The sequence below is a fragment of the Streptomyces thermolilacinus SPC6 genome, from assembly GCF_000478605.2.
In the GTDB taxonomy this organism is placed as follows: domain Bacteria; phylum Actinomycetota; class Actinomycetes; order Streptomycetales; family Streptomycetaceae; genus Streptomyces; species Streptomyces thermolilacinus.
This window is the reverse complement of sequence record NZ_ASHX02000001.1, coordinates 2,465,719-2,490,213: the sequence shown is the minus strand read 5'-3', so window position 1 is coordinate 2,490,213 and position 24,495 is coordinate 2,465,719. Positions and strand designations below refer to the sequence as shown.

Sequence of the window (24,495 nt, the reverse complement as noted above, 5' to 3'; positions counted from 1 at the left end):
TCATGGCGGAGAACAACCCGCTGAAGATCCACAACCTCCGTCCCGCCCCGGGCGCCAAGACCGCCAAGACCCGTGTGGGTCGTGGTGAGGCGTCGAAGGGTAAGACGGCCGGTCGTGGTACCAAGGGCACGAAGGCCCGCTACCAGGTTCCGGAGCGCTTCGAGGGCGGCCAGATGCCGCTGCACATGCGCCTCCCGAAGCTGAAGGGCTTCAAGAACCCGTTCAAGACCGAGTACCAGGTCGTGAACCTGGACAAGCTCGCTGCCCTCTACCCCGAGGGTGGCGAGGTGACGGTCGCCGACCTGGTCGCCAAGGGCGCGGTTCGCAAGAACCAGCTCGTCAAGGTGCTGGGTCAGGGCGAGGTCTCCGTGGCGCTGCAGGTGACGGTCGACGCCGTCTCCGGCTCCGCCAAGGAGAAGATCACCGCCGCTGGCGGTACGGTCACCGAGCTCGTCTGAGCCCCGGAAAAGGCCTGGTAGGACGCCGCAAGGCGCCTTACCAGGCCTTTCCCATACCCGGAGCCGGGCACCCGCGCGCGGTCGGCCACGTGCCCCGGCGCGGGGGCGCTCCCCGGCTGGCCGGCGCCCCCTGCGGGGCGGTGCCCGGCTGGCCCCCCGGGCGTCTGGCTGCCCGGCTGCCCTCGGGCTCGGGTGTCGCCCCGGCACCCGGGGTGCTGGCGGTCAACGTCGGGCAGTTGGGCGTGCGGGTGCCGTTTTGTCGTTGGGACCAGGTGCCGTCTGGCCCCCGGTGCCCGGGGCGCTCTCCATCAACCGGCGCCTGAGGCAGCCCTCTGCGGCCCGGCGCCGGGCGCGTGGACCCGGTGCTCGGCGTGGCTCTGCGGCTTGGCGCCGGGCGCGTGGACCCGGTGCTCGGCGTGGCTCTGCGGCTTGGCGCCGGGCGCGTGGACCCGGTGCCCGGCGTGGCTCTGCGGCTTGGCGCCGGGCGCGTGGACCCGGTGCCCGGCGTGGCTCTGCGGCTTGGCCCTTACAACTTCGGTGCCCTGGCGCGGCTGTGATGTGCCGTTGTCGTCCGGGGGCGGCTGCGGTCCCGTTGCCCCGGCTCGGCGGAGCCCGGGTGCGCTCGCGGCCCAGCACCCGAGCACGCTCAGGCCCCGATGCCCCGATGCCCCGATGCCCCGATGCCCCGATGCCCCGATGCCCCGCAGCCCGGCGGGCTGTGCGGAGCGACAGAACTCCTCGGGCCTTGGCGAAGCCCCTGTCTAGCCCGCACCCCGTACGGACGCCGTTCACCTGCGCGTTCTGCGGGCCGGAGGTCGTTGCCGCCGCGCCCTTCCGGGGTCAAGGGCCGGGCGCTGGTTCGCCGCCACGGGTCCCGCAGTGCCCGCGGCCTGAAGCGCTTGCGCGGTTCTGGGCGCCGTGTGGGCGGTGCCTCCTGTGGCCGTCGGCGCGATCTGCGTGCGCGCGGCCCGAAGCCGCCTCCATCCCTGTGGCCGGACCCCGTCGCGCCTGTGCGGCTGATGCCTCGTACGGCCCCTCCCCGTGGGACCGTGCGCCGCCGTCGCCCTGACGGGCGTGGCGACCCTCTGCGGCGTCCCTCGGCACCAGGTGACGGTGTACCGGCACATGTTCGTCGTGGGAAAGAGACGCGGAACTCGCCCAGGCTTTGCGAGGGAGGCGATCGGGGGCACGGGACGCGGGTTCTGAGCCGGGTGGCACTGTCCGGCGAGGGGCGTCCTCGGCCGTGGGCGGCGCGCCCGACCGACCGTGGCGGCCATGGGCCCCGGCGGGGGGCCGGGGCCGGGATGTGGTAGAGGCCCGAGCGGGGCGGGGGTCCCGCTTGGGGGTGAATGTGGGGGTGGCGGCGGGCGATCGGGCCCGTGGGTTCGGGCCGTGGGGCGCTACAGATGTTTCCCGTGTGCCACCTGGCCGGGTAGGGTGGCGCCATTAATCTTCGGGCGGACTGTGCCAGCACAGTCCGCCCAGCCAAGTAACCGATGATTCTTCAAACCCGTCGCCTCTGACGCGCTAGCTCGGGGGTCGCAGGAGGCACCGTGCTCACCGCGTTCGCCCGGGCGTTCAAGACGCCCGACCTGCGTAAGAAGCTGCTCTTCACGTTCGGCATCATCGTGCTCTACCGGCTCGGTGCGCACATCCCCGTTCCCGGTGTGGACTACGAGAACGTCCAGCAATGTGTCAAGCAGGCCCAGCAGGGCAACAACAACCTGCTCGGCCTGATGGACATGTTCAGCGGTGGTGCCCTGCTGCAGATCACCATCTTCGCGCTCGGCATCATGCCGTACATCACGGCGAGCATCATCCTTCAGCTGCTGACCGTGGTCATCCCGCGCCTCGAGGCCCTGAAGAAGGAGGGCCAGTCCGGGCAGGCGAAGATCACGCAGTACACGCGCTACCTGACCGTCGCCCTGGCCATCCTCCAGGGCACCGGCCTGGTCGCCACCGCGAAGAGCGGTGCGCTGTTCACCGGATGCAGCGTCGCCAGCCAGATCGTCCCCGACCAGTCGATCTTCACCATCGTCGTCATGGTCATCACCATGACCGCCGGCACCGCCCTCGTCATGTGGCTCGGTGAGCTGATCACCGACCGCGGCGTCGGCAACGGCATGTCGATCCTGATGTTCATCTCGATCGCCGCCGGCTTCCCCGGCTCCCTGTGGGCCATCAAGGAGAGCGGCAAGCTCGCCAAGGGCTGGATCGAGTTCGGCACGGTCATCCTGATCGGCTTCGTGATGGTCGCCCTGGTGGTCTTCGTCGAGCAGGCCCAGCGCCGCATCCCGGTCCAGTACGCGAAGCGCATGATCGGCCGCCGCTCGTACGGCGGCACCTCGACGTACATCCCGCTCAAGGTGAACCAGGCGGGTGTGATTCCCGTCATCTTCGCCTCGTCGCTGCTCTACATCCCGATCCTGATCGTCCAGTTCGCGGGCAACAGCACCTCGGGGTGGTCTGCCTGGATTCAGCAGCATTTGGTGGACGGCAAGCCCATCCACACGGTGATCTACTTCTTCCTCATCGTGTTCTTCGCCTTCTTCTATGTGGCCATCTCCTTCAACCCCGAGGAAGTGGCCGACAACATGAAGAAGTATGGTGGCTTCATCCCGGGTATCCGGGCCGGTCGACCTACTGCTGAGTACTTGAGCTACGTGCTCAACCGGATCACTTGGCCCGGCTCGCTGTATCTGGGTCTGATCGCTCTTGTGCCGACGATGGCGTTGGCGGGCTTCGGCGGTGCGAACGCCAACTTCCCGTTCGGCGGGACGAGCATCCTCATCATCGTGGGTGTGGGGCTGGAGACCGTGAAGCAGATCGAGAGCCAGCTCCAGCAGCGCAATTACGAAGGGTTCCTCCGCTGATGCGAATCGTCCTCGTCGGACCACCCGGTGCGGGCAAGGGAACGCAGGCCGCGTTCCTTGCCGGGAATCTGTCGATTCCGCACATCTCCACGGGTGACCTGTTCCGGGCAAACATCAGTCAGGGCACGGAGCTGGGCAAGCAGGCCAAGGCGTACATGGACGCCGGCAACCTGGTGCCCGACGAGGTCACGATCGGGATGGCCAAGGACCGCATGGAGCAGCCGGACGCCGAGCACGGCTTCCTGCTGGACGGCTTCCCGCGCAACGTCGCCCAGGCCAAGGCGCTCGACACGATGCTCGAGGCCGCCGACATGAAGCTCGACGCCGTCCTGGACCTGGAGGTCCCGGAGGACGAGGTCGTCAAGCGGATCGCCGGCCGCCGCATCTGCCGCAACGACAGCGCGCACGTCTTCCACGTGACGTACTCCCCGCCGAAGCAGGCCGGCGTCTGCGACGTCTGCGGCGGCGAGCTGTACCAGCGTGACGACGACTCCGAGGAGACCGTCCGCACGCGGCTCGAGGTCTACCACACGCAGACCGAGCCGATCATCGACCACTACCGGGCCCAGGGCCTCGTGGTGACGATCTCCGCGCTCGGCAAGGTCAACGAGGTGACCGACCGGGCCATGGCGGCGCTGCGCGGCGAGCACGCCGCGTAGGCCCCGCCGACCTGCCGCACGTTCCGCGCTTCGGCCGCGGTGCCCGTACCGGGTGCCGCGGCCGAAGCCGTTGGCGCGGGCCCGCCCGTATCGTGGTACCGAGGGCCCGGCCTTCCCGGAGGCCGTGGAGCGGCGGTCCAGCCGTCCAGTAGTCCCCGAGCAGTCCCCGCAGTCCCCGCAGTCCGAGAAAGGCGTTTGCCGTCATGGTGCAGATCAAGACCCCGGAGCAGATCGCGAAGATGCGCGAGGCGGGGCTGGTCGTCGCGGCCATCCACGCGGCGACGCGCGAGGTGGCCGTCCCCGGCGCCACCACCAAGGACCTGGACGAGGCCGCCCGCAAGGTCATCGCCGAGCACGGCGCCAAGTCGAACTTCCTCGGGTACGGCGGCTTCCCCGCGACCATCTGCACCTCCGTGAACGAGGTCGTCGTCCACGGCATCCCCAGCGACGAGGTCGTCCTCAAGGACGGCGACATCATCTCCATCGACGCGGGCGCCATCGTGGACGGCTGGCACGGCGACGCCGCGTACACGGCGTTCGTCGGGTCCGGGCACGCGCCGGAGCTGCTGGAGCTGTCGCGGGTGACCGAGGAGTCCATGTGGGCCGGCATCGCCGCGATGAAGAACGGCAACCGCCTGGTGGACATCTCCCGCGCCATCGAGACGTACATCCGCCGCCAGCCGAAGCCGGGCGGCGGCAAGTACGGGATCATCGAGGACTACGGCGGCCACGGCATCGGCAGCGAGATGCACATGGACCCGCACCTGCTGAACTACGTGTCCCGCAAGCGCGGCAAGGGCCCCCGGCTGGTCCCCGGCTTCTGCCTGGCCATCGAGCCCATGGTGTCCCTCGGTACGCCGCGCACGGAGGTCCTGGAGGACGACTGGACCGTCATCACGACGGACGGCACCTGGTCCTCGCACTGGGAGCACTCGGTAGCCCTGACCGAGGACGGCCCGCTGGTCCTCACCGCCCCCGACGGCGGCAAGGCGAAGCTCGCCGAGCTGGGCGTCACGGCCGCCCCGGACCCCCTCGCCTGACGGTGACCTGAGCGGGGCCCGGCCTCACGGCGCCCCTGCCCCGGTCCGACGGCGACCCCGAGGAACCCCGAGGCGACCCGGACGGTGAGCCCGGGGCGGACCCCGACCGGGGCCTGGGCGACCCGGACATGACCCGGCCGGGACCCGGGGCAACCCCGAGGCGACCCGACGGTGGCCCCGACCAGGACCCGACGGCGGCCCGGACGACGTACCCGACGGCTTCCCCCGACCGCCCCTCCGGCGTCCCTCCGCCCGGCCCGTACTGCGCCGGCTTAGGGATCTCCCGGAGTGGGCAGGCTGGGGGATTCGTCTTTTCTCGGGGCCTCGCGTAGACTGATGCGTCGGCTCTCGTGTACCAGCGTGCCCGCACGCGGCAGCGAAAGTCGATCAAGGTAGCCGATTCGAAGGGCGAAGCGTGGCCAAGAAGCAAGGTGCCATCGAGATTGAGGGCACCGTGATCGAGTCCCTGCCGAACGCCATGTTCAAGGTGGAGCTCCAGAACGGTCACAAGGTCCTCGCGCACATCAGCGGCAAGATGCGGATGCACTACATCCGTATCCTCCCGGATGACCGGGTCGTCGTGGAGTTGTCTCCGTACGACCTGACGCGTGGCCGGATCGTCTACCGCTACAAGTAGATCTTGTCCGTGCCCCTTCCACGGGGTGCTGGCACTGACCCGGAGAACCTCACATCCCATGAAGGTCAAGCCGAGCGTCAAGAAGATCTGCGACAAGTGCAAGGTGATCCGCCGCCACGGCCGGGTCATGGTCATCTGCGACAACCTGCGCCACAAGCAGCGCCAGGGCTGACGCACGCCGACCTACACCTACCTGCACCTCGCAGCTCACGCGCGACGCAAGTAACTCGTACATACGCAGCGCCCGCCGGGCCATTTCCGGCTGGCGACACCTCCGGCGGGGGCCGGGGACCTGGTCCGTACCTCGTACGGCGGCCAGAGAACGGCGCTGCGGAAGACCCCCGATCACACAGGAGCCAGTGAATGGCACGCGTTTCCGGTGTTGACATCCCGCGCGAAAAGCGTGTGGAGGTCGCACTCACCTACGTCTTCGGCATCGGCCGCACCCTGGCGAAGGAGACCCTCGCCGCCACCGGTGTGAACCCGAACACCCGCGTTCGTGACCTGTCCGAGGAGGACCTGGTCAAGATCCGCGAGTACGTGGACAACAACATCAAGACCGAGGGTGACCTCCGTCGCGAGATCCAGGCCGACATCCGCCGCAAGGTCGAGATCGGTACGTACCAGGGTCTGCGTCACCGCCGTGGCCTGCCGGTCCGCGGTCAGCGCACCAGCACGAACGCCCGCACCCGCAAGGGCCCGCGTCGCGCCATCGCCGGTAAGAAGAAGCCGGGCAAGAAGTAGTCCACAGCGGACACTGCGGCTCTTCGGGGGGCGACCCCCGGACCCCGCGTTTCCCACGGTCTTCGCTGTAGGACCGACCACCTCCCGTAGGAGTAAGAGATGCCCCCCAAGGGACGTCAGGGCGCCGTCAAGAAGGTGCGCCGCAAGGAAAAGAAGAACGTCGCTCACGGCCACGCGCACATCAAGAGCACGTTCAACAACACCATCGTTTCGATCACGGACCCGTCCGGCAACGTGATCTCCTGGGCCTCCGCCGGCCACGTCGGCTTCAAGGGCTCCCGCAAGTCGACTCCGTTCGCCGCGCAGATGGCCGCCGAGTCGGCCGCCCGCCGCGCGCAGGAGCACGGCATGCGCAAGGTCGACGTCTTCGTCAAGGGCCCGGGCTCCGGTCGTGAGACCGCGATCCGCTCCCTGCAGGCGACCGGCCTCGAGGTCGGCTCCATCCAGGACGTCACGCCGACCCCGCACAACGGCTGCCGCCCGCCGAAGCGCCGCCGCGTCTGACGCACGGCTCACGCCTGTAGCAGGGTTTCCGGGCGGTACGGCCCTTCGGGGGCGTACCGCCCGTACCCTTGCACCATCCGAGGACGTCAAATAGCGGGCGTCCACGACTGAAGGAACACACCATGCTGATCGCTCAGCGTCCCTCGCTGACCGAAGAGGTCGTCGACGAGTACCGCTCGCGGTTCGTCATCGAGCCGCTGGAGCCGGGCTTCGGCTACACGCTCGGCAACAGCCTCCGCCGTACGCTCCTCTCCTCGATCCCGGGTGCGGCCGTCACGTCCATCCGCATCGACGGTGTCCTGCACGAGTTCACCACCGTGCCGGGCGTCAAGGAGGACGTCACCGACCTCATCCTCAACATCAAGCAGCTGGTCGTCTCCTCGGAGCACGACGAGCCGGTCGTGATGTACCTGCGCAAGCAGGGCCCGGGTCTGGTCACCGCCGCCGACATCGCCCCGCCGGCCGGTGTCGAGGTCCACAACCCCGACCTGGTCCTCGCCACGCTCAACGGCAAGGGCAAGCTGGAGATGGAGCTGACCGTCGAGCGCGGTCGCGGCTACGTCTCCGCCGTGCAGAACAAGCAGGCGGGCCAGGAGATCGGCCGCATCCCGGTCGACTCCATCTACTCGCCGGTCCTCAAGGTCACCTACAAGGTCGAGGCGACCCGAGTCGAGCAGCGCACCGACTTCGACAAGCTCATCGTCGACGTCGAGACCAAGCAGGCCATGCGCCCGCGCGACGCCATGGCGTCCGCCGGCAAGACCCTGGTCGAGCTGTTCGGTCTCGCGCGTGAGCTGAACATCGACGCCGAGGGCATCGACATGGGCCCGTCCCCCACGGACGCCGCCCTGGCCGCCGACCTGGCGCTGCCGATCGAGGAGCTGGAGCTCACGGTCCGCTCCTACAACTGCCTCAAGCGCGAGGGCATCCACTCCGTGGGTGAGCTCGTCGCCCGCTCCGAGGCCGACCTGCTCGACATCCGCAACTTCGGTGCGAAGTCGATCGACGAGGTCAAGGCGAAGCTGGCCGGCATGGGCCTGGCCCTCAAGGACAGCCCGCCCGGATTCGACCCGACCGCCGCCGCCGACGCCTTCGGCGCCGACGACGACGCGGACGCGGGCTTCGTCGAGACCGAGCAGTACTGATCACTGCCCGCGGGCGTCCGCCCGCGGGGCCCTGACACCGGTACCTGATACGGCCGGTGCAGATCACAAGGAGAAACACCATGCCGAAGCCCGCCAAGGGTGCCCGTCTGGGCGGCAGCGCCGCGCACGAGAAGCTGCTCCTCGCGAACCTCGCGAAGTCGCTCTTCGAGCACGGCCGCATCACCACGACCGAGGCCAAGGCCCGCCGCCTGCGTCCGGTCGCCGAGCGCCTGATCACCAAGGCGAAGAAGGGCGACATCCACAACCGTCGCCTGGTTCTCCAGACGATCACGGACAAGAGCATCGTCCACACGCTCTTCACCGAGATCGCCCCGCGCTACGCCGAGCGCCCGGGTGGTTACACCCGCATCACCAAGATCGGCAACCGTCGTGGCGACAACGCCCCGATGGCGGTCATCGAGCTGGTCGAGGGTGAGATCGCCAAGAAGGCGACCGTCGCCGAGGCCGAGGCCGCGACCAAGCGCGCGGTGAAGGAGGCCGACGAGGCCGCCGCCACCGAGGCTCCGGCCGAGGAGTCGAAGGAGGCGTGAGCCCCCTTCTCCCCGCGTGAGCGGGGGTGATGGCCGAGCCCTTACGGCAATGGCCGAACGGACGGGCCCGTACCCCTCGGGGGCGGGCCCGTCCCGCGTGTGCAGGACTTTGAGAGGATCGTCTCCGTGAGCGATGAGGTGGAGCCCGGCTTCGTACGGGTACGGCTGGACCTGTCGTACGACGGCAAGGACTTCCACGGGTGGGCCAAGCAGCCCGGCGGGCGGCGCACCGTGCAGGGGGAGATCGAGGACGCCCTGCGGACCGTCACGCGGTCCACACGGACGTACGAGCTGACCGTCGCCGGGCGGACCGACGCCGGGGTGCACGCCCGCGGCCAGGTCGCCCATGTGGACCTGCCCGAGGACGTGTGGGCCGAGCACCGGGACAAGCTGCTGCGGCGGCTGGCCGGGCGGCTCGCCCACGATGTGCGGGTCTGGCGCGTCGAGGAGGCGCCGCCCGGGTTCAACGCGCGGTTCTCCGCGATCTGGCGCCGCTACGCGTACCGGGTCACCGACAATCCCGGCGGCGTGGACCCGCTGCTGCGCGGGCACGTCCTGTGGCACGACTGGCCGCTCGACGTGGACGCCATGAACGCCGCCGCCGAACGGCTGCTGGGCGAGCACGACTTCGCCGCGTACTGCAAGAAGCGTGACGGGGCCACCACCATCCGCACCCTCCAGGAGCTGCGCTGGGAGCGGCTGCCCGGCGGGGTGCTGGAGGCGACCGTGCGGGCCGACGCGTTCTGCCACAACATGGTGCGCTCGCTGGTCGGCGCGATGCTGTTCGTCGGCGACGGGCACCGGCCCGTGGACTGGCCGGGCAAGGTGCTGGCCGCCGGGGTGCGGGACTCCGCCGTGCATGTCGTACGGCCCCACGGGCTCACGCTGGAGGAGGTCGGCTACCCGGCCGACGAGCTGCTGGCCGCCCGCAACCGTGAGGCCCGCAACAAGCGGTCACTGCCCGTCGGCGGGCGCGGTGGCTGCTGCTGACGCCTGGGCGCGGCCGCGGGCGTAGATCTGGTTGAAGGCGAAGGACGCCAGGTCGTCGCTGGTCTTGAAGACGGCCGTGTCGGACTGGGTGACCTTCTTGCCGTTGGTGAAGCCGGCCTGCGTGAAGTAGGCGTACCGGCCCAGCGCGTTGGAGCGGCGCAGGCAGACGGTGGCGCGGCAGAAGTCGCCGACGCCGCCGCCGGCGAGCGGGGCGACGCCGCCGCGGGCGCCCTCCTTCGCCTTCAGGGCCTTGCCCTGGTCGGCGAAGAGGGCGACGCCGACGGTGATGGCGACGCCGTCGCGGGTGTAGGTGGCGCGGATGACGCGGGTGCAGCCGTGGTTCTCCAGGACCGTGCCGAGGCCGCCCTTGCCCGCGGACCCGCAGTTCGTGGTGGAGCTGGTGGCGCCCTTGGTGTAGACGCGGTCGCCGAAGGTGAGCTTCTTGCCGGGGAACAGGCCCTCCGCGGTGAGCGGGGCCTTGTCCTTGGCGGCGGTGGAGATGAAGTCCATCGGGTTCGGCGGGGGCGGCGGGGCGACGGAGGAGAACGACGGCCGCGGGCCCGTCCCGCCGGTCGGCAGTTCGGCGCCGCCGGGGACGGTGGTGGCGGAGCTGCCGGTCGCGCCGCCCGCCGACGCGGGGGAGTCCTCGTTGGTGGAGACGACCGCGACGGCGACGAGGGTGGCGATGGCGGCCGTGGCGAGGACGCCGCCGCCCGCGATGAGCCAGCGCTTACGGCGCTGCCGGGCCTCCGACGCCTCGGCGAGCGCGCTCCAGTCCGGGGTGCCGTCGTCGTGGCCGCCGAACGCGGGCTGCTGCGCGTAGGCGGGCTGCTGCTGCGCGTGGGGATAGCCGTACGCGGGCTGTCCCTGGCCGTGGGGGTAGCCGTAGCCGGGCTGTGCCTGGCCCTGGCCGTACGGGGCGCCCTGTGATCCGCCCTGCTGCCCGGTCCCGTACTGCTGCTGCCCCCCGTACGGGTCGTGGCCGGAGTTGCCGTCCGGCTGGTGCGGCTCCTGCGGCCACTGCGGTCCCCCATAGCTCATGCCGCGCATCCTAATCCGGTTGGGCGCGGGGCCCTTCGGCGGTCAGAATGCGGGACATGGGACATGTCGAGGTAGCGCATCTGGAGTACTTCCTGCCGGACGGGCGGGCGCTGCTCGGTGATGTGTCGTTCCGGGTCGGTGAGGGTGCCGTGGTCGCGCTCGTGGGGCCGAACGGCGCGGGCAAGACGACGCTGCTGAGACTGATCGCGGGTGAGGCGCAGCCGCACGGCGGGACGGTCACGGTGAGCGGCGGGCTCGGGGTGATGCCGCAGTTCGTGGGGTCCGTACGGGACGAGCGGACGGTGCGGGACCTGCTCGTGTCCGTGGCGCCGCCGCGCATCCGCCAGGCGGCGGCCGCGGTGGACGAGGCCGAGCACCTGATCATGACCGTGGACGACGAGGCCGCGCAGATGCGGTACGCGCAGGCGCTCAGCGACTGGGCGGAGGCGCGCGGCTACGAGGCGGAGACGCTGTGGGACATGTGCACCACGGCGGCGCTCGGCGTCCCGTACGAGCGAGCGCAGTTCCGCCAGGTGCGCACGCTCAGCGGCGGCGAGCAGAAGCGGCTGGTGCTGGAGGCGCTGCTGCGCGGGCCCGAGGAGGTGCTGCTGCTGGACGAGCCGGACAACTATTTGGACGTACCGGGCAAGCGGTGGCTGGAGGAGCGGCTCGGCGAGACCCGCAAGACGGTGCTGTTCGTGTCGCACGACCGGGAGCTGCTGGCGCGGGCCGCGCAGAAGATCGTCGCCGTGGAGCCGGGCCCCGCCGGGGCGGACGTGTGGGTGCACGGCGGTGGCTTCGCCACCTTCCACGAGGCCAGGCGGGAGCGGTTCGCGCGCTTCGAGGAGCTGAAGCGGCGCTGGGAGGAGAAGCACGCCCAGCTGAAGCGGCTCGTGGTGAACCTGCGGCAGGCGGCGTCGGTCAGCCATGAGATGGCGTCCCGGTACGCGGCGGCGCAGACGCGGCTGCGGAAGTTCGAGGAGGCCGGTCCGCCGCCGGAGCCGCCGCGCGAGCAGGACATCCGGATGCGGCTGCGCGGCGGGCGGACCGGGGTGCGGGCGGTGGAGTGCCGGGGGCTTGAGCTGACCGGGTTGATGAAACCGTTCGACCTGGAGGTCTTCTACGGGGAGCGGGTCGCCGTGCTGGGGTCGAACGGCTCCGGCAAGTCGCACTTCCTGCGGCTGCTCGCCGGTGACGCGTCGGTCGCGCACTCGGGCGCGTGGAAGCTGGGCGCGCGGGTCGTGCCGGGCCACTTCGCGCAGACCCACGCCCACCCGGAGCTGGAGGGGCGGACGCTGGTGGACATCCTGTGGACCGAGCACTCCAAGGACCGGGGCGGCGCCATGTCGGTGCTGCGGCGGTACGAGCTGGAGAAGCAGGGCGACCAGGTGTTCGGGCGGCTTTCGGGCGGACAGCAGGCGCGGTTCCAGATCCTGCTCCTGGAGCTGTCGGGCGCCACGGCGCTGCTGCTGGACGAGCCGACGGACAACCTGGACCTGGAGTCGGCGGAGGCGCTTCAGGCGGGCCTGGAGGCGTACGAGGGGACGGTGCTGGCCGTGACGCACGACCGGTGGTTCGCGCGGTCCTTCGACCGGTACCTGGTCTTCGGGTCGGACGGTGTCGTACGGGAGACGGCGGAGCCCGTGTGGGACGAGCGGCGCGTGGTACGGGAGCGGTAACGGCGGCGGGTGTGGGCCGCGCGGTGCGTGGTACGCGTGCGGTGGCGGGGCCGGGTGCGGCGTCGCGTACGGTGTCCGGCCATGCGAGCGGTAGCGGCGCCTCCGGCCGCGGCGGGCGCCGCCGTGGCGTGCGGGGGCGCCGGGCGCCGTTTTGACCCGGGCGGGGGACGGCGCGTATTCTTCTGGTTCGTTATGCGTACTGGCTTGCTCGATCTCACGTGAGAGGCCGCTACGCCGGCTCACCGGGCCGATGACCAGCGACCTGCACTCGGTTTGCGTCACCGACGTGTGGTCTTGGCTGTCGTGATCGTCCGTGGTGGCCTTGACAGGACCCACTCACTGAAGAAGCGAAGGCTACGACCGTGCGTACGTACAGCCCCAAGCCCGGCGATGTCACTCGCCAGTGGCACGTCATTGACGCCCAGGACGTCGTCCTGGGTCGCCTGGCCACCACCGCCGCCACGCTCCTCCGGGGCAAGCACAAGCCGATCTACGCGCCGCACGTCGACGCTGGTGACTTCGTCATCATCATCAACGCCGACAAGGTGCACCTGTCCGGCAACAAGCGGACCCAGAAGATGGCGTACCGCCACTCCGGCTACCCGGGTGGTCTGCGTTCCGTCCGCTACGACGACCTCCTGGCGAACAACCCGGAGAAGGCCGTCGAGAAGGCCGTCAAGGGCATGCTCCCGAAGAACTCCCTCGGCCGTCAGATGCTCTCGAAGCTGAAGGTCTACGCGGGCGAGAACCACCCCCACGCTGCCCAGCAGCCGGTTCCGTTCGAGATCACCCAGGTCGCGCAGTAAGTCCGGCCACCCCCTAAGACGAAGAGAATCTGAGGAGCATCGTGGCCGAGACCACTGTTGAGAACCCCATCGAGGGCGAGGAGACCTACGCCGAGGTCACCACCTTCGAGTCCGAGGTCCCCGTCGAGGGCGAGTACACCTCGGAGTCCCTGGCCTCCCGCTTCGGCGAGCCGCAGCCGGCCGCCGGCCTGGGCCGCCGCAAGAACGCCATCGCCCGCGTCCGGATCGTCCCGGGCACCGGCAAGTGGAAGATCAACGGTCGCACCCTTGAGGACTACTTCCCGAACAAGGTGCACCAGCAGGAAGTCAACGAGCCCTTCAAGGTGCTCGAGCTCGAGGGCCGCTACGACGTCATCGCCCGCATCGCGGGTGGCGGCGTCTCCGGCCAGGCCGGCGCCCTGCGCCTCGGCGTGGCCCGCGCCCTGAACGAGGCGGACGTGGACAACAACCGCGGCCCGCTGAAGAAGGCCGGCTTCCTCAGCCGCGACGACCGCGCGGTCGAGCGGAAGAAGGCCGGTCTGAAGAAGGCCCGCAAGGCGCCGCAGTACAGCAAGCGCTAATCACCGCGCCTGCTCGGCTGCTCGTACGTACGCCCCGGCGGCACTCCCGTGCCGCCGGGGCGTACGTTTCTCCTTGTTCTATAGGCAAGTCTTTCGGAGGACGGTTGTGGGACGACTCTTCGGCACGGATGGTGTGCGCGGTGTCGCCAACGCGGATCTGACGGCGGAGCTCGCGCTCGGCCTGTCCGTGGCGGCGGCCCACGTGCTCGCCGAGGCGGGAACCTTCGAGGGTCACCGGCCCACCGCGGTGGTCGGCCGTGACCCGCGCGCGTCGGGGGAGTTCCTGGAGGCCGCCGTGGTGGCGGGCCTCGCCAGCGCCGGGGTGGACGTTCTGCGGGTCGGTGTCCTGCCGACGCCGGCCGTCGCGTACCTGACCGGGTCCCTCGGCGCCGACCTGGGCGTCATGCTGTCCGCGTCGCACAACGCCATGCCCGACAACGGCATCAAGTTCTTCGCGCGCGGCGGCCACAAGCTGGCGGACGAGCTGGAGGACCGCATCGAGTCGGTGTACCAGCAGCACCGCACCGGCGAGCCGTGGGACCGGCCGACCGGCGCCGGTGTGGGCCGCGTCAAGGACTACGGGCAGGGCGCCGACGACTACGTCGCCCACCTGCTGTCCGTGCTGCCCAACCGGCTCGACGGGCTGAAGATCGTCCTCGACGAGGCGCACGGCGCGGCCTCGCACGTGTCGCCCGACGCGTTCACCCGCGCGGGTGCCGAGGTCATCACGATCGGCGCCGCCCCGGACGGCCTCAACATCAACGACGGCTGCGGCTCCACGCACCTCGACATGCTGAAGGCCGCCGTCCTGGAGCACGGCGCCGATCTGGGCATCGCCCACGACGGCGACGCCGACCGCTGCCTGGCCGTGGACCACACCGGCGCGGAGGTGGACGGCGACCAGATCCTCGCCGTCCTGGCGCTCGCCATGCGCGAGGCCGGCACGCTGCGCGGGGACACCGTCGTCGCGACGGTCATGTCCAACCTGGGCTTCAAGCTCGCCATGGAGCGCGAGGGCCTGCGCCTCGTCCAGACCGCGGTCGGCGACCGCTATGTGCTGGAGGAGATGAAGGAGCAGGGGTACGCGCTGGGCGGCGAGCAGTCCGGTCACGTCATCGTCCTGGACCACGCCACCACCGGTGACGGCACCCTGACCGGTCTGCTGCTGGCGGCGCGCGTCGCGGCGACCGGGCGGCGCCTCGCCGACCTGGCCGGTGTGATGGAGCGCCTTCCGCAGGTCCTGATCAACGTCAAGGACGTCGACAAGAGCCGCGTGAAGACCTCCGCCGAGCTGGGCATCGCCGTCGCGGACGCCGAGCGCGCGCTGGGCACCACCGGCCGCGTGCTGCTCCGCCCGTCCGGTACGGAGCCGCTCGTACGGGTCATGGTCGAGGCCGCCGACATCGAGCAGGCCAAGACCGTCGCGGGCCAGCTGGCCGACGTGGTGAAGGCGACGCTGGGCTGACCGCCCCGCAGCGTGTGAGGGCGCCCCGTACGGGACCGGTTCCGGACCCGTACGGGGCGCTTTCGTCTGTGCGTACGGCCGCGTTCAGAGCTTGCGCAGGGAGAGCCGCTGCACCTTGTGGTCGGGGCCCTTGCGGACGACGAGGTTGGCGCGGCCGCGGGTGGGGGCGACGTTCTCCAGGAGGTTCACCTTGTTGATCGTCCGCCACATCGTGCGGGCGTACTCCAGCGCCTCCTCCTCGCTGACCTGCGTGTACTTGCGGAAGTACGAGGACGGGTCCTGGAACGCGGTCGCGCGCAGCTTGCGGAAACGGTTCAGGTACCAGCGCTCGATGTCCTCCGGCCGGGCGTCCACGTACACGGAGAAGTCGAAGTAGTCGGCGAGGCCCACGCGGGTGCGGCCGTCCTTGCCGGGCAGGGCGGGCTGGAGGACGTTGAGGCCCTCCACGATGAGGATGTCCGGGCGGCGCACCGTGAGCCGCTGACCGGGCACGATGTCGTAGATCAGGTGCGAGTAGACCGGCGCGGTGACCTCGTCCTTGCCGGCCTTGATGTCCGCGACGAACCGGGTGAGCGCGCGGCGGTCGTACGACTCGGGGAAACCCTTGCGGGACATCAGCCCGCGCGCCTGGAGCTCCTTCATCGGCAGCAGGAACCCGTCCGTCGTGACCAGCTCCACGCGCGGGTGCTCGGGCCAGCGGGCCAGCAGGGCCTGGAGGAGGCGGGCGACGGTGGACTTGCCGACGGCGACGGACCCGGCGACCCCTATGACGAACGGGGTGCCGCGCTGGGCGCCCTTCTCGCCGAGGAACGTGTTGAGCGCCCCGCGCAGGTTCGCGGTGGCGCCGACGTAGAGGTTGAGCAGCCGGGACAGCGGCAGGTAGATGTCGCGGACCTCGTCCAGGTCGATGACGTCGCCGAGGCCGCGGAGCCGCTCCACCTCGTCGGCGGTGAGCGGCAGCGGCGTCTTGTCGCGCAGCGCGCTCCACTCGGCCCGGGTGAGGTCGACGTACGGCGTCGTCTCGGCACGCCGGGACGCACCCGGTCCGGCGCCGGGCGGGGGTGTGCTGCTTCGTGGCGGCGAAGTGATCACCCCGCCATTGTCGGTCGTCCGGGACGCCCGTGGGGGGTGTGCTCGGTCACGTGGGTGTCGACGGGGGCCGCGCCTGGCCGGCGCGGCGAGTGGTACGGTAAAGCTGTACGGTACGGAAATGTTGTACGACTCCAGGGAGGGGCCGGGCATGTCGATCAGCGCCAGCAAGGCACGGGATGAGCTCTTTCCGCTGATAGAGAAGGTCAACAACGACCACGAGCCCGTGCACATCACCTCGCGCAAGGGGAACGCCTACCTGATCGCGGAGGACGACTTCCGTGGCTGGCAGGAGACCGCGTACCTGCTTCGTTCGCCCGCCAACGCCCGCGCGCTGATGGACTCCATCGCGGAACTGGACGCGGGACGAGGCCAGGTCGGGGACTTGGCCGAGACGGGGGACGACGAGTGAAGAAGCTGTTCTCCGCCACGGCGTGGGAGCAGTACGTGCACTGGCTGAACGCCGATCCGAAGATCCTCAAGACAATCAACCGCCTGATCAAGGACATCGCGCGCACGCCGTTCGAGGGCATCGGTAAACCCGAGCCGCTCAAGGGCAACCTGTCCGGGTGGTGGTCGCGCCGCATCACCGACGAGCACCGGCTTGTGTATCGCGTGCGCGACGACTGCATCGAGATCGCTCAGGCCCGTTACCACTACGGGGATTGAGTCCCCCCGGGTCACGGTCCGGTCCTCGGGCTGCTCGGGGATTGGGCGGTCGGGGCGGACCCGCGTGGTGTGAGGGAATCACGGGTGGGTCACGGTGTGGGGGTGGGGTGCCTGGTGTGATCGTTTTGTCACACCGCGCGCTTATCGTGTGCACACCAATCACACAGAAAGTGGTGCCATGCGCTCCTCCCTCATTCGCCGTACCTCCGTCGCCGCGTCCGCGGTGTCCCTCGCCCTGCTCGTCTCCGCGTGCGGCGGCGACAAGGCGGCCGACGGCGGCAAGGGCGGTGGCGACAAGGGCGCCGCCGCGGCGCCCGCCGCGAAGGTGCTGACCGCCGCCGAGCTGGAGCAGGCCATGCTCACCCAGGGCGACGTTCCGGGTCACAAGATCAGCCCGGCCAAGGCGGGCGACGTCGGCAAGCCCGGCGACGTCACCGTGGACAAGCAGGAGTGCCTGCCGCTCGCCCACGCCTCTTCCAGCATCGCCCTGGGCAAGCCCGCCGCGGACGCCACCCGCAAGGTGCTGGAGGAGGCGCAGAAGCCGTCTCCGGGCAAGTCCCTCGCGGACATGACGGAGAAGGAGATGGAGGAGGCGCTCACCTCCGCGTTCGCCGTCACCGTCACCGTGGACAAGCTCGCCGCGTACGAGGGCAAGGGCGCGGAGGAGGCCGTCGCGTCGCTGCGCGCCGCCGGTACGGCCTGCGCGGGCGGCTTCACCGTGACGCAGGGCGGCGACCAGACCAAGGTCCTCAAGGTGGAGGAGGCCAAGGTGTCCGGCGGGGACGAGGCCGGTGCCTGGGTGCTGACCGCCGCGGCCGAGGAGGAGGGCAAGACCATGACCTTCAAGGTCGCCGCCGTCCGCCAGGGCAGCACGGTCGCCACGTTCATGGCCATGAACATCGGCGCCTCGATGGGCGGCAAGGACTTCCCGCTGCCGACCGCCGTCATCGACGCGCAGGTCGCGAAGGTCGCCAAGGCGTCGTAGTCCGGCTCCTCCGCCCCGCCCCCACCCGCCCGGCGCGGGCCCGGGGGCGGGGCGTTGTTGCGCCAGGTGGGGTGATCGTGACGGGTCCGGCGGGCCTCGGGGCCGTAGGCTGCCGTGCATGTGCGGAATCGTGGGATACGTCGGCGGGCAGTCGGCGCTTGATGTGGTCGTCGCGGGGCTGAAGCGCCTGGAGTACCGGGGCTACGACTCCGCCGGGGTCGCCGTCCTCGCGGACGGGGGACTCGCCGCCGCCAAGAAGGCCGGCAAGCTCGTCAACCTGGACAAGGAGCTGGTCACCCGGCCCCTCCCGGCCGGGTCCACCGGCATCGGGCACACCCGGTGGGCCACGCACGGCGGCCCCACCGACACCAACGCCCACCCGCACCTCGACAACGCGGGCCGCGTCGCCGTCGTCCACAACGGCATCATCGAGAACTTCGCCGCCCTCCGGGCCGAACTCGCCGAGCGCGGCCACGACCTGGCGTCCGAGACCGACACCGAGGTCGTCGCCCACCTCCTCGCCGAGGCGCACTCGTCCACCGCCGACCTCGCGGAGGCCATGCGGCAGGTGTGCCGCCGCCTCGAAGGGGCGTTCACCCTCGTCGCCGTCCACGCCGACGAGCCGGACGTCGTCGTCGGCGCCCGCCGCAACTCGCCGCTCGTCGTCGGCGTCGGCGAGGGCGAGTCGTTCCTCGCCTCCGACGTGGCCGCGTTCATCGAGCACACCCGCTCCGCGATCGAGCTGGGCCAGGACCAGGTCGTCGAGCTGCGCCGGGACGGCGTCGTCATCACGGACTTCGACGGGGCGCCCGCCGACGTCCGCTCGTACCACGTGGACTGGGACGCGTCGGCCGCCGAGAAGGGCGGCTACGCCTCCTTCATGCTCAAGGAGATCGCCGAGCAGCCGAAGGCCGTCGCGGACACGCTGCTCGGCCGGATCGACGCCGAGGGCTCGCTGACGCTGGACGAGGTGCGCATCCCCGCCGCCGTCCTGCGGGAGGCCACGAAGGTCGTCATCGTCGCGTGCGGCACCGCCTTCCACGCCGGGCTCATCGCCAAGTACGCCATCGAGCACTGGACCCGCATCCCCTGCGAGGTGGAGCTGGCCAGCGAGTTCCGCTACCGGGACCCGATCCTCGACCAGCGGACCCTGGTCGTCGCGATCTCCCAGTCCGGCGAGACGATGGACACCCTGATGGCGCTGCGGCACGCCCGCGAGCAGGGCGCCCGCGTGCTGGCCGTCTGCAACACCAACGGCTCCACCATCCCCCGCGAGTCCGACGCCGTGCTGTACACCCACGCCGGGCCCGAGGTCGCCGTCGCGTCCACCAAGGCGTTCCTGACGCAGCTCGTCGCCTGCTACCTCCTCGCCCTGTACCTGGGCCAGGTGCGCGGCACCCAGTGGGGCGACGAGATCCGCGCCGTCATCCGGGACCTCGCCCGCATCGCGGAGGACGTGGAGCGGGTCCTGGAGACGATGGAGCCCGTACGGGAACTGGCGCGCTCCCTCGCCGGCCACGACACGGTGCTGTTCCTCGGCCGCCACGTCGGCTACCCGGTCGCGCTGGAAGGCGCCCTGAAGCTCAAGGAGCTGGCGTACATGCACGCCGAGGGCTTCGCGGCGGGCGAGCTGAAGCACGGGCCGATCGCGCTCGTCGAGAAGGACCTGCCGGTCGTCGTCGTGGTGCCCTCGCCGCGCGGCCGGTCGGTGCTGCACGGCAAGATGGTCTCCAACATCCAGGAGATCCGCGCGCGCGGCGCCCGCACGATCGTCATCGCGGAGGAGGGCGACGAGGCCGTCGTGCCGTACGCCGACCACCTGGTCCGCGTCCCGGCCACGCCGACGCTCCTTCAGCCGCTCGTCTCCACCGTGCCGTTGCAGGTCTTCGCCTGCGAACTGGCCACCGCCCGCGGCAACGAGGTCGACCAGCCGCGCAACCTCGCGAAGTCGGTCACCGTCGAATGATCATCGGGGTGGGGATCGACGTAGCGGAGATCGACCGGTTCGCGGAGGCGCTGGAGCGCACCCCGCAGCTGGCGCAACGGCTGTTCGTGGAGCGGGAGTTGTTCCTGCCGAGCGGCGAGCGGCGGGGGGTCGCCTCGCTCGCCGCGCGGTTCGCCGCGAAGGAGGCCGTCGCGAAGGCGCTCGGCGCGCCGGGCGGGCTGCACTGGACGGACGCGGAGGTGTACGTGGAGGAGAGCGGGCAGCCCCGGCTGCGGGTGCGCGGCACGGTCGCCGCGCGCGCCGCCGAACTGGGCGTACGGCACTGGCATGTGTCGCTCAGCCATGACGCGGGGGTGGCGTCCGCCGTGGTGATCGCGGAGGGTTGAGCGCATGCGTACCGCTTATCGCGTTCAGGACGTACGGGCGGCCGAGGCCGCGCTGATGGCCCGGCTCCCCGAGGGGGCGCTGATGCGGAGGGCGGCGGCCGGTCTCGCCGGTGCCTGTGCGGGGCTGCTGCGGCGGGTGTACGGGGCGCGGGTCGTCCTCCTCGTCGGCAGCGGCGACAACGGCGGTGACGCCCTGTACGCCGGGGCGCTGCTCGCCCGGCGCGGGGCCGGGGTGTCGGCGGTGCGGCTGGGGCGGCGCGTCCACGAGGCCGGGCTCGACGCGCTCGTACGCGCCGGGGGCCGGGTCGCGGACGACCCGTACGGGGTGCTGGCCCGCGCCGACCTGGTGGTGGACGGCATCACCGGGATCGGCGGGCGCGGCGGGCTGCGCCCCGAGGCCGTGCCGGTGGTGCGGGCCGCGCGGGAGTCGGGCGCGGTGGTGGTCGCGGTGGACCTGCCGAGCGGCGTCGACGCGGACACGGGCGCCGTCGAGGGCGAGGCGGTGCGGGCGGACGCGACGGTGACGTTCGGCGCGTACAAGCCGGGGCTGCTCGTGGACCCGGCGCGGGAGTACGCGGGCGCGCTGCGGCTCGTGGACATCGGCATCCGGGACCTGTTGCCGGGCGCGCCGGAGCTTCAGGCGCTCCAGCACGCGGACGTGGCGCGGCTGCTGCCGGTGCCCGCCGCGGAGAGCGACAAGTACCGGCGCGGGGTCGTCGGGGTCGTCGCCGGGTCGGCGCGGTACCCGGGCGCCGCCGTGCTGGCCGTCGCGGGCGCGCTGCGCGGCGGGGCGGGGGCGGTGCGGTACGTGGGGCCGGCGGGCGACGCGGTGCTGGCCCGGTACCCGGAGACGCTGGTGCACCCGGGGCCGCCCGGGAGGGCGGGGCGGGTCCAGGCGTGGGTGATCGGGCCGGGCCTCGCGGACACGCCCGGCGTGGCGGACGTACTGGCGTCGGACGTGCCGGTGCTGGTCGACGCGGACGGGCTGCGCCTGCTGGACCCGGCGGCGGTACGTGCGCGGCCCGCGCCGACCCTGCTGACCCCGCACGCGGGCGAGGCGGCGGCCCTGCTGGGCACGGTACGGGAGGACGTGGAGGCGCGGCGGCTGGACGCGGTGCGGGAACTGGCGGGGCGGTACGGGGCGACGGTGCTGCTGAAGGGCTCCACCACGCTGGTCGCCGACCCGTCGCCGGGGGTGCCGGTGCGGGTGAACCCGACGGGCACGCCGTGGCTGGCGACCGCGGGCAGCGGTGACGTCCTGTCGGGCCTGACGGGTTCGCTCCTGGCGGCGGGCCTGACGGCGCGGGACGCGGGCTCGGTCGGCGCCTACCTGCACGGCCTGGCGGCGCGGCGGGCGGCGACGGGGGGTGCGGGGGTTTCCCCTACGGGGGCGGGGGCGTACCCGTACGACGGTGGCCGGGCGGCTCCCGGTGCGGCCGGGGGCGCTCCGCTGACGGCCCACGAGGTGGCGCGGGCGCTGCCGGGGGCGTGGCGGGACGTGGCCGCGGCGGCGCCCGGCGCGTGAGGGCCGTCCAGTCGCGCGCCCCACGACTCCGGCGCGCCCGCGGGCTCCCGGACGGGGGGGCGGGCCGCGGCCGGTGGGGGACACCGGGCTGCGTAGGATTTGCTCGTTTTCCAGGGGTGGGAGGGATCGTGGGGGAGCACCCGCACGTCGCCGCGCTGGCGCGCATCATGCCGTCGGTCCACGGGGCGGACGAACGGATCGACTGGGCGGCCGCCGAGGCGCGGTGGGGCGTCCCCTTCCCCGCCGACTACCGGGACTTCATGGCGCGCTACGGCGGCGGCTCCATCAACGGCGAGGCCACCGTGCTGCTCCCGCTGCCGCAGGAGGGCCTCCAGTGGCCGCCCGGCGACATCGCCGAGGAGACCGCGAACGTCCGTGACACCTGGCGGGTGGAGGGCGGTCGCGACGCGCTGGACGCCGACCCGGAGCACCTCCTGGCGTGGGGCGTCACGGCGGGCCCCGACATCCTGTGCTGGCTCACCACCGACCCGGACCCGGACCGCTGGCCGGTGGTCGTGTGCGGGCGGCACACGTCGCCGACGTTCGCCGTGCACCCGTACGGGATGGCGGAGTTCCTGCACCGGCTGCTGGCCGACGAGTACGACGACCCGCCGGTCAGCCTGGTCTTCTGGCACGGCACGCCGGTCCGCTTCGTGCACTGGCGGGAGGAGCAGCGCCGCTACCTGGCCGGCCTCGACCGCCTCACCGGCGACCCGGACCCGTACGCGCAGCATTAGGGGCGAGATCCGGCTGGCCGGGGACGAGCGCTGCGGTCGGCGCGGTCAGAGCTCGCCGCGGCGTGCGAGCTGGTTCACCGCGTTCTCACGGATGATCTCGTTGTCGGCGTCGCGCAGGCCCTCCAGGGCTTCCCGGGCCTCCGGTCCGGGAATGGCGCCGAGTGCCCAGATCGCCTTCACCGCGAGCGCCCGGGCCTCGTCGAAGTCCAGGTACTCGGGAACCCAGTGAGTCGCCAGGACCAGCGTCGGCACCGTCCTGGGCGAGCGGAACCTGCCCAGCGCGGACACGATGTCCTCGTGGTCCCTGTGCCAGTCGGCGGGGAACAGTTCGATCAGCGGTTCCAGGAACTCCTCGCCCGAGGCATGGGCGGCAGCCTTGACGACCAGCGCGAACTCGACGTCGTCGGCGTCCCGGCGCTCCATGGCGTCCCGGAGCAGCCGGAGCGCCAGTACCCCGCCGTCGGACTCGCCGAAGTGGGCGAGCACCTCGTCGACCGTGCGCGTCGGGGGCGACCCCGGCGCGATCACCAGGCCCACGATCAGTTCCTGCTCCTCAGGCGTCATCGCCTGACCCCTCCCGTGCGGTGATGTCCTCGTCGAAGTGGTCGAAGAGCGTGAGCGTGTCACGGCCGCCGGGCCGTGCCCACACGGGAGGCTGCTGAACGCCCCAGGTCTCGGGCGAACCCTAACAAGACCACCCCGGTCGTCGCCCCGGCCGGACCGCAGGTGAAAAGGGCAGGTGCCGGTGGGCGTGAGGGGGGTGACAGGGCGTGGAGCCCTGGGTTCCGGGGGGTACCTGAGACACTGGGCGCGATGAGTACCACACCGCAGCCCCGCGCCACCCACGAGCCCGAGCGCCCCGACACCCGCGCCCGCGCCGAGATCGACCTCGACGCGCTGCGCGCGAACGTCCGCGCGCTACGGGCGCGTGTCGCGCCGAGCGGCGCCCGGCTCATGGCGGTCGTCAAGGCCGACGCGTACGGGCACGGCGCCGTCCCGTGCGCCCGCGCCGCGCTCGACGCCGGTGCCGCCTGGCTCGGCACGGCCACGCCGTACGAGGCGCTCGCGCTGCGCGCCGCCGGGATCGATGCCCCGCTCCTGTGCTGGCTGTGGACGCCCGGCGGGCCGTTCCGCGCCGCCGTGGACGCCGGGATCGACATCGGGGTCAGCGGGCTGTGGGCCCTCCACGAGGCCGCCGAAGCCGCCCGCGCAGCGGGCCGTCCCGCCCGCGTCCAGCTCAAGGCCGACACGGGCCTCGGCCGCAACGGCTGCCTGGCCGCCGACTGGCCCCGCCTCGTCGGCGAGGCCCTCAAGGCGCAGGCCGACGGGCTGGTGCGGGTCACCGGCCTGTGGTCGCACTTCGCCTGCGCCGACGAGCCCGGGCACCCCTCCATCGGCGCCCAGCTGGCCCGCTTCCACGACATGCTGGAGTACGCGGAGAAGGCCGGGGCCGAGCCCGAGGTGCGGCACATGGCGAACTCGCCCGCCACGCTCACCCTGCCCGAGTCGCACTTCGACCTCGTCCGCACGGGGGTGGCGATGTACGGGATCTCGCCCAGCCCCGAGCTGGGCACCCCCGCCGACTTCGGGCTGCGGCCCGTGATGCGGCTGAGCGCCAGTGTGGCGTCCGTGAAGCAGGCGCCGCCCGGACTCGGCATCAGCTACGGCCACCACTACGTCACCGACCGCGAGACGAACCTCGCCCTGGTGCCGCTCGGCTACGCGGACGGCGTCCCCCGCCACGCCTCGGGCCGAGGCCCCGTGCTGCTGGGCGGGGCCGTGCGGACGGTGGCCGGACGCGTGGCGATGGACCAGTTCGTGGTGGACCTGGGCGACGACACGGTGGAGCCGGGCGCCCGCGCGGTGCTGTTCGGGCCCGGCGACGACGGTGAGCCCACGGCCGAGGACTGGGCGCGGGCGGCGGACACCATCGCGTACGAGATCGTCACCCGCGTCGGCTCCCGCGTGCCGCGCGTCCACCTCCACGAGCGGGGGTAGTGGGGGAGC

General features: G+C 71.8%; 27 protein-coding genes. 24 read left to right on the top strand and 3 right to left on the bottom strand.

The window, feature by feature from the left end; translation table 11 throughout:
* The first annotated feature begins 2 nt into the window (after positions 1–2).
* The 12 genes from rplO (at position 3) to truA (ending at position 9,601) form a co-directional block, all read left to right on the top strand.
* Positions 3–458, top strand: a complete 456-nt coding sequence (rplO, locus tag J116_RS10375) for a 50S ribosomal protein L15 (protein ID WP_023587019.1) — start codon at positions 3–5, stop codon at positions 456–458.
* Between the two features lie 371 nt (positions 459–829).
* Positions 830–1,015 (top strand): hypothetical protein, encoded by a 186-nt coding sequence (locus J116_RS10370; protein ID WP_139140474.1) that lies wholly within the window; start codon positions 830–832, stop codon positions 1,013–1,015.
* A 996-nt stretch (positions 1,016–2,011) separates the two neighbouring features.
* Positions 2,012–3,331, top strand: a complete 1,320-nt coding sequence (gene secY / locus J116_RS10365) for a preprotein translocase subunit SecY (protein ID WP_023587017.1) — start codon at positions 2,012–2,014, stop codon at positions 3,329–3,331.
* Positions 3,331–3,990, top strand: a complete 660-nt coding sequence (locus tag J116_RS10360) for an adenylate kinase (RefSeq protein ID WP_023587016.1) — start codon at positions 3,331–3,333, stop codon at positions 3,988–3,990. The genes secY and J116_RS10360 overlap by 1 nt, the downstream gene beginning before the upstream one ends.
* Positions 3,991–4,193: 203 nt before the next feature.
* Entirely contained in the window at positions 4,194–5,030 is an 837-nt protein-coding gene (map, locus tag J116_RS10355) for a type I methionyl aminopeptidase (RefSeq protein ID WP_023587015.1), read from the top strand.
* A gap of 415 nt (positions 5,031–5,445) precedes the next feature.
* Positions 5,446–5,667 carry a translation initiation factor IF-1 gene (gene infA, locus J116_RS10350; RefSeq protein ID WP_003956442.1) on the top strand — a complete coding sequence of 74 codons (222 nt, stop codon included), beginning with the start codon at positions 5,446–5,448 and terminating at the stop codon, positions 5,665–5,667.
* Between the two features lie 58 nt (positions 5,668–5,725).
* Entirely contained in the window at positions 5,726–5,839 is a 114-nt protein-coding gene (gene rpmJ / locus J116_RS10345; RefSeq protein WP_003956441.1) for a 50S ribosomal protein L36, read from the top strand.
* A gap of 191 nt (positions 5,840–6,030) precedes the next feature.
* Positions 6,031–6,411 carry a 30S ribosomal protein S13 gene (gene rpsM / locus J116_RS10340; RefSeq protein ID WP_023587014.1) on the top strand — a complete coding sequence of 127 codons (381 nt, stop codon included), beginning with the start codon at positions 6,031–6,033 and terminating at the stop codon, positions 6,409–6,411.
* Between the two features lie 99 nt (positions 6,412–6,510).
* Positions 6,511–6,915: a 30S ribosomal protein S11 gene (gene rpsK, locus J116_RS10335; RefSeq protein WP_017949643.1), complete on the top strand. Its 405-nt coding sequence runs from the start codon at positions 6,511–6,513 to the stop codon at positions 6,913–6,915.
* Between the two features lie 122 nt (positions 6,916–7,037).
* The gene (locus tag J116_RS10330; RefSeq protein ID WP_023587013.1) at positions 7,038–8,060 is read left to right on the top strand and encodes a DNA-directed RNA polymerase subunit alpha; all 1,023 of its coding nucleotides are present in this window, start codon (positions 7,038–7,040) and stop codon (positions 8,058–8,060) included.
* Positions 8,061–8,140: 80 nt separating this feature from the next.
* Complete coding sequence (gene rplQ, locus J116_RS10325) at positions 8,141–8,611, top strand: 50S ribosomal protein L17 (RefSeq protein ID WP_023587012.1); 471 nt, start codon at positions 8,141–8,143, stop codon at positions 8,609–8,611.
* A 126-nt stretch (positions 8,612–8,737) separates the two neighbouring features.
* Entirely contained in the window at positions 8,738–9,601 is an 864-nt protein-coding gene (gene truA / locus J116_RS10320) for a tRNA pseudouridine(38-40) synthase TruA (protein ID WP_023587011.1), read from the top strand.
* On the opposite strand, the gene J116_RS10315 is transcribed toward truA, so the two are convergent.
* Complete coding sequence (locus J116_RS10315; protein WP_023587010.1) at positions 9,566–10,642, bottom strand: hypothetical protein; 1,077 nt, start codon at positions 10,640–10,642, stop codon at positions 9,566–9,568. The genes truA and J116_RS10315 overlap by 36 nt on opposite strands.
* 56 nt (positions 10,643–10,698) lie before the next feature.
* On the opposite strand from J116_RS10315, the gene J116_RS10310 reads away from it, so the two are divergent.
* The 4 genes from J116_RS10310 (at position 10,699) to glmM (ending at position 15,152) form a co-directional block, all read left to right on the top strand.
* Positions 10,699–12,321, top strand: a complete 1,623-nt coding sequence (locus J116_RS10310; protein WP_023587009.1) for an ABC-F family ATP-binding cassette domain-containing protein — start codon at positions 10,699–10,701, stop codon at positions 12,319–12,321.
* A 362-nt stretch (positions 12,322–12,683) separates the two neighbouring features.
* Entirely contained in the window at positions 12,684–13,127 is a 444-nt protein-coding gene (gene rplM / locus J116_RS10305) for a 50S ribosomal protein L13 (protein WP_023587008.1), read from the top strand.
* Between the two features lie 41 nt (positions 13,128–13,168).
* Positions 13,169–13,687, top strand: a complete 519-nt coding sequence (rpsI, locus tag J116_RS10300) for a 30S ribosomal protein S9 (RefSeq protein WP_023587007.1) — start codon at positions 13,169–13,171, stop codon at positions 13,685–13,687.
* A 106-nt stretch (positions 13,688–13,793) separates the two neighbouring features.
* Positions 13,794–15,152, top strand: coding sequence for a phosphoglucosamine mutase (gene glmM / locus J116_RS10295; protein WP_023587006.1), 1,359 nt, complete (start codon positions 13,794–13,796; stop codon positions 15,150–15,152).
* 84 nt (positions 15,153–15,236) lie between these two features.
* On the opposite strand, the gene coaA is transcribed toward glmM, so the two are convergent.
* Positions 15,237–16,244 carry a type I pantothenate kinase gene (coaA, locus tag J116_RS10290; RefSeq protein ID WP_023587005.1) on the bottom strand — a complete coding sequence of 336 codons (1,008 nt, stop codon included), beginning with the start codon at positions 16,242–16,244 and terminating at the stop codon, positions 15,237–15,239.
* Positions 16,245–16,392: 148 nt separating this feature from the next.
* On the opposite strand from coaA, the gene J116_RS10285 reads away from it, so the two are divergent.
* The 7 genes from J116_RS10285 (at position 16,393) to J116_RS10255 (ending at position 22,488) form a co-directional block, all read left to right on the top strand.
* Complete coding sequence (locus J116_RS10285; RefSeq protein ID WP_028963906.1) at positions 16,393–16,653, top strand: type II toxin-antitoxin system Phd/YefM family antitoxin; 261 nt, start codon at positions 16,393–16,395, stop codon at positions 16,651–16,653.
* On the top strand, positions 16,650–16,910 hold the full coding sequence (locus tag J116_RS10280; protein WP_023587003.1) for a Txe/YoeB family addiction module toxin: 261 nt from the start codon (positions 16,650–16,652) through the stop codon (positions 16,908–16,910). Before J116_RS10285 ends, J116_RS10280 begins: the two co-directional genes overlap by 4 nt.
* Before the next feature lie 178 nt (positions 16,911–17,088).
* A complete protein-coding gene (locus J116_RS10275) occupies positions 17,089–17,895 on the top strand; it encodes a hypothetical protein (protein ID WP_023587002.1) in 807 nt (268 codons plus the stop codon).
* Between the two features lie 118 nt (positions 17,896–18,013).
* A complete protein-coding gene (gene glmS, locus J116_RS10270; RefSeq protein ID WP_023587001.1) occupies positions 18,014–19,861 on the top strand; it encodes a glutamine--fructose-6-phosphate transaminase (isomerizing) in 1,848 nt (615 codons plus the stop codon).
* Positions 19,858–20,226: a holo-ACP synthase gene (locus J116_RS10265; RefSeq protein ID WP_023587000.1), complete on the top strand. Its 369-nt coding sequence runs from the start codon at positions 19,858–19,860 to the stop codon at positions 20,224–20,226. The genes glmS and J116_RS10265 overlap by 4 nt, the downstream gene beginning before the upstream one ends.
* Before the next feature lie 4 nt (positions 20,227–20,230).
* Positions 20,231–21,751, top strand: coding sequence for a bifunctional ADP-dependent NAD(P)H-hydrate dehydratase/NAD(P)H-hydrate epimerase (locus J116_RS10260; protein ID WP_023586999.1), 1,521 nt, complete (start codon positions 20,231–20,233; stop codon positions 21,749–21,751).
* A gap of 128 nt (positions 21,752–21,879) precedes the next feature.
* Entirely contained in the window at positions 21,880–22,488 is a 609-nt protein-coding gene (locus J116_RS10255) for an SMI1/KNR4 family protein (RefSeq protein ID WP_023586998.1), read from the top strand.
* A 45-nt stretch (positions 22,489–22,533) separates the two neighbouring features.
* On the opposite strand, the gene J116_RS10250 is transcribed toward J116_RS10255, so the two are convergent.
* Positions 22,534–23,052, bottom strand: a complete 519-nt coding sequence (locus tag J116_RS10250) for a HEAT repeat domain-containing protein (RefSeq protein ID WP_023586997.1) — start codon at positions 23,050–23,052, stop codon at positions 22,534–22,536.
* A 249-nt stretch (positions 23,053–23,301) separates the two neighbouring features.
* Between J116_RS10250 and alr the strand changes: the two genes are divergently transcribed.
* Positions 23,302–24,486, top strand: coding sequence for an alanine racemase (gene alr, locus J116_RS10245; RefSeq protein WP_023586996.1), 1,185 nt, complete (start codon positions 23,302–23,304; stop codon positions 24,484–24,486).
* The last annotated feature ends 9 nt before the right edge of the window (positions 24,487–24,495 follow it).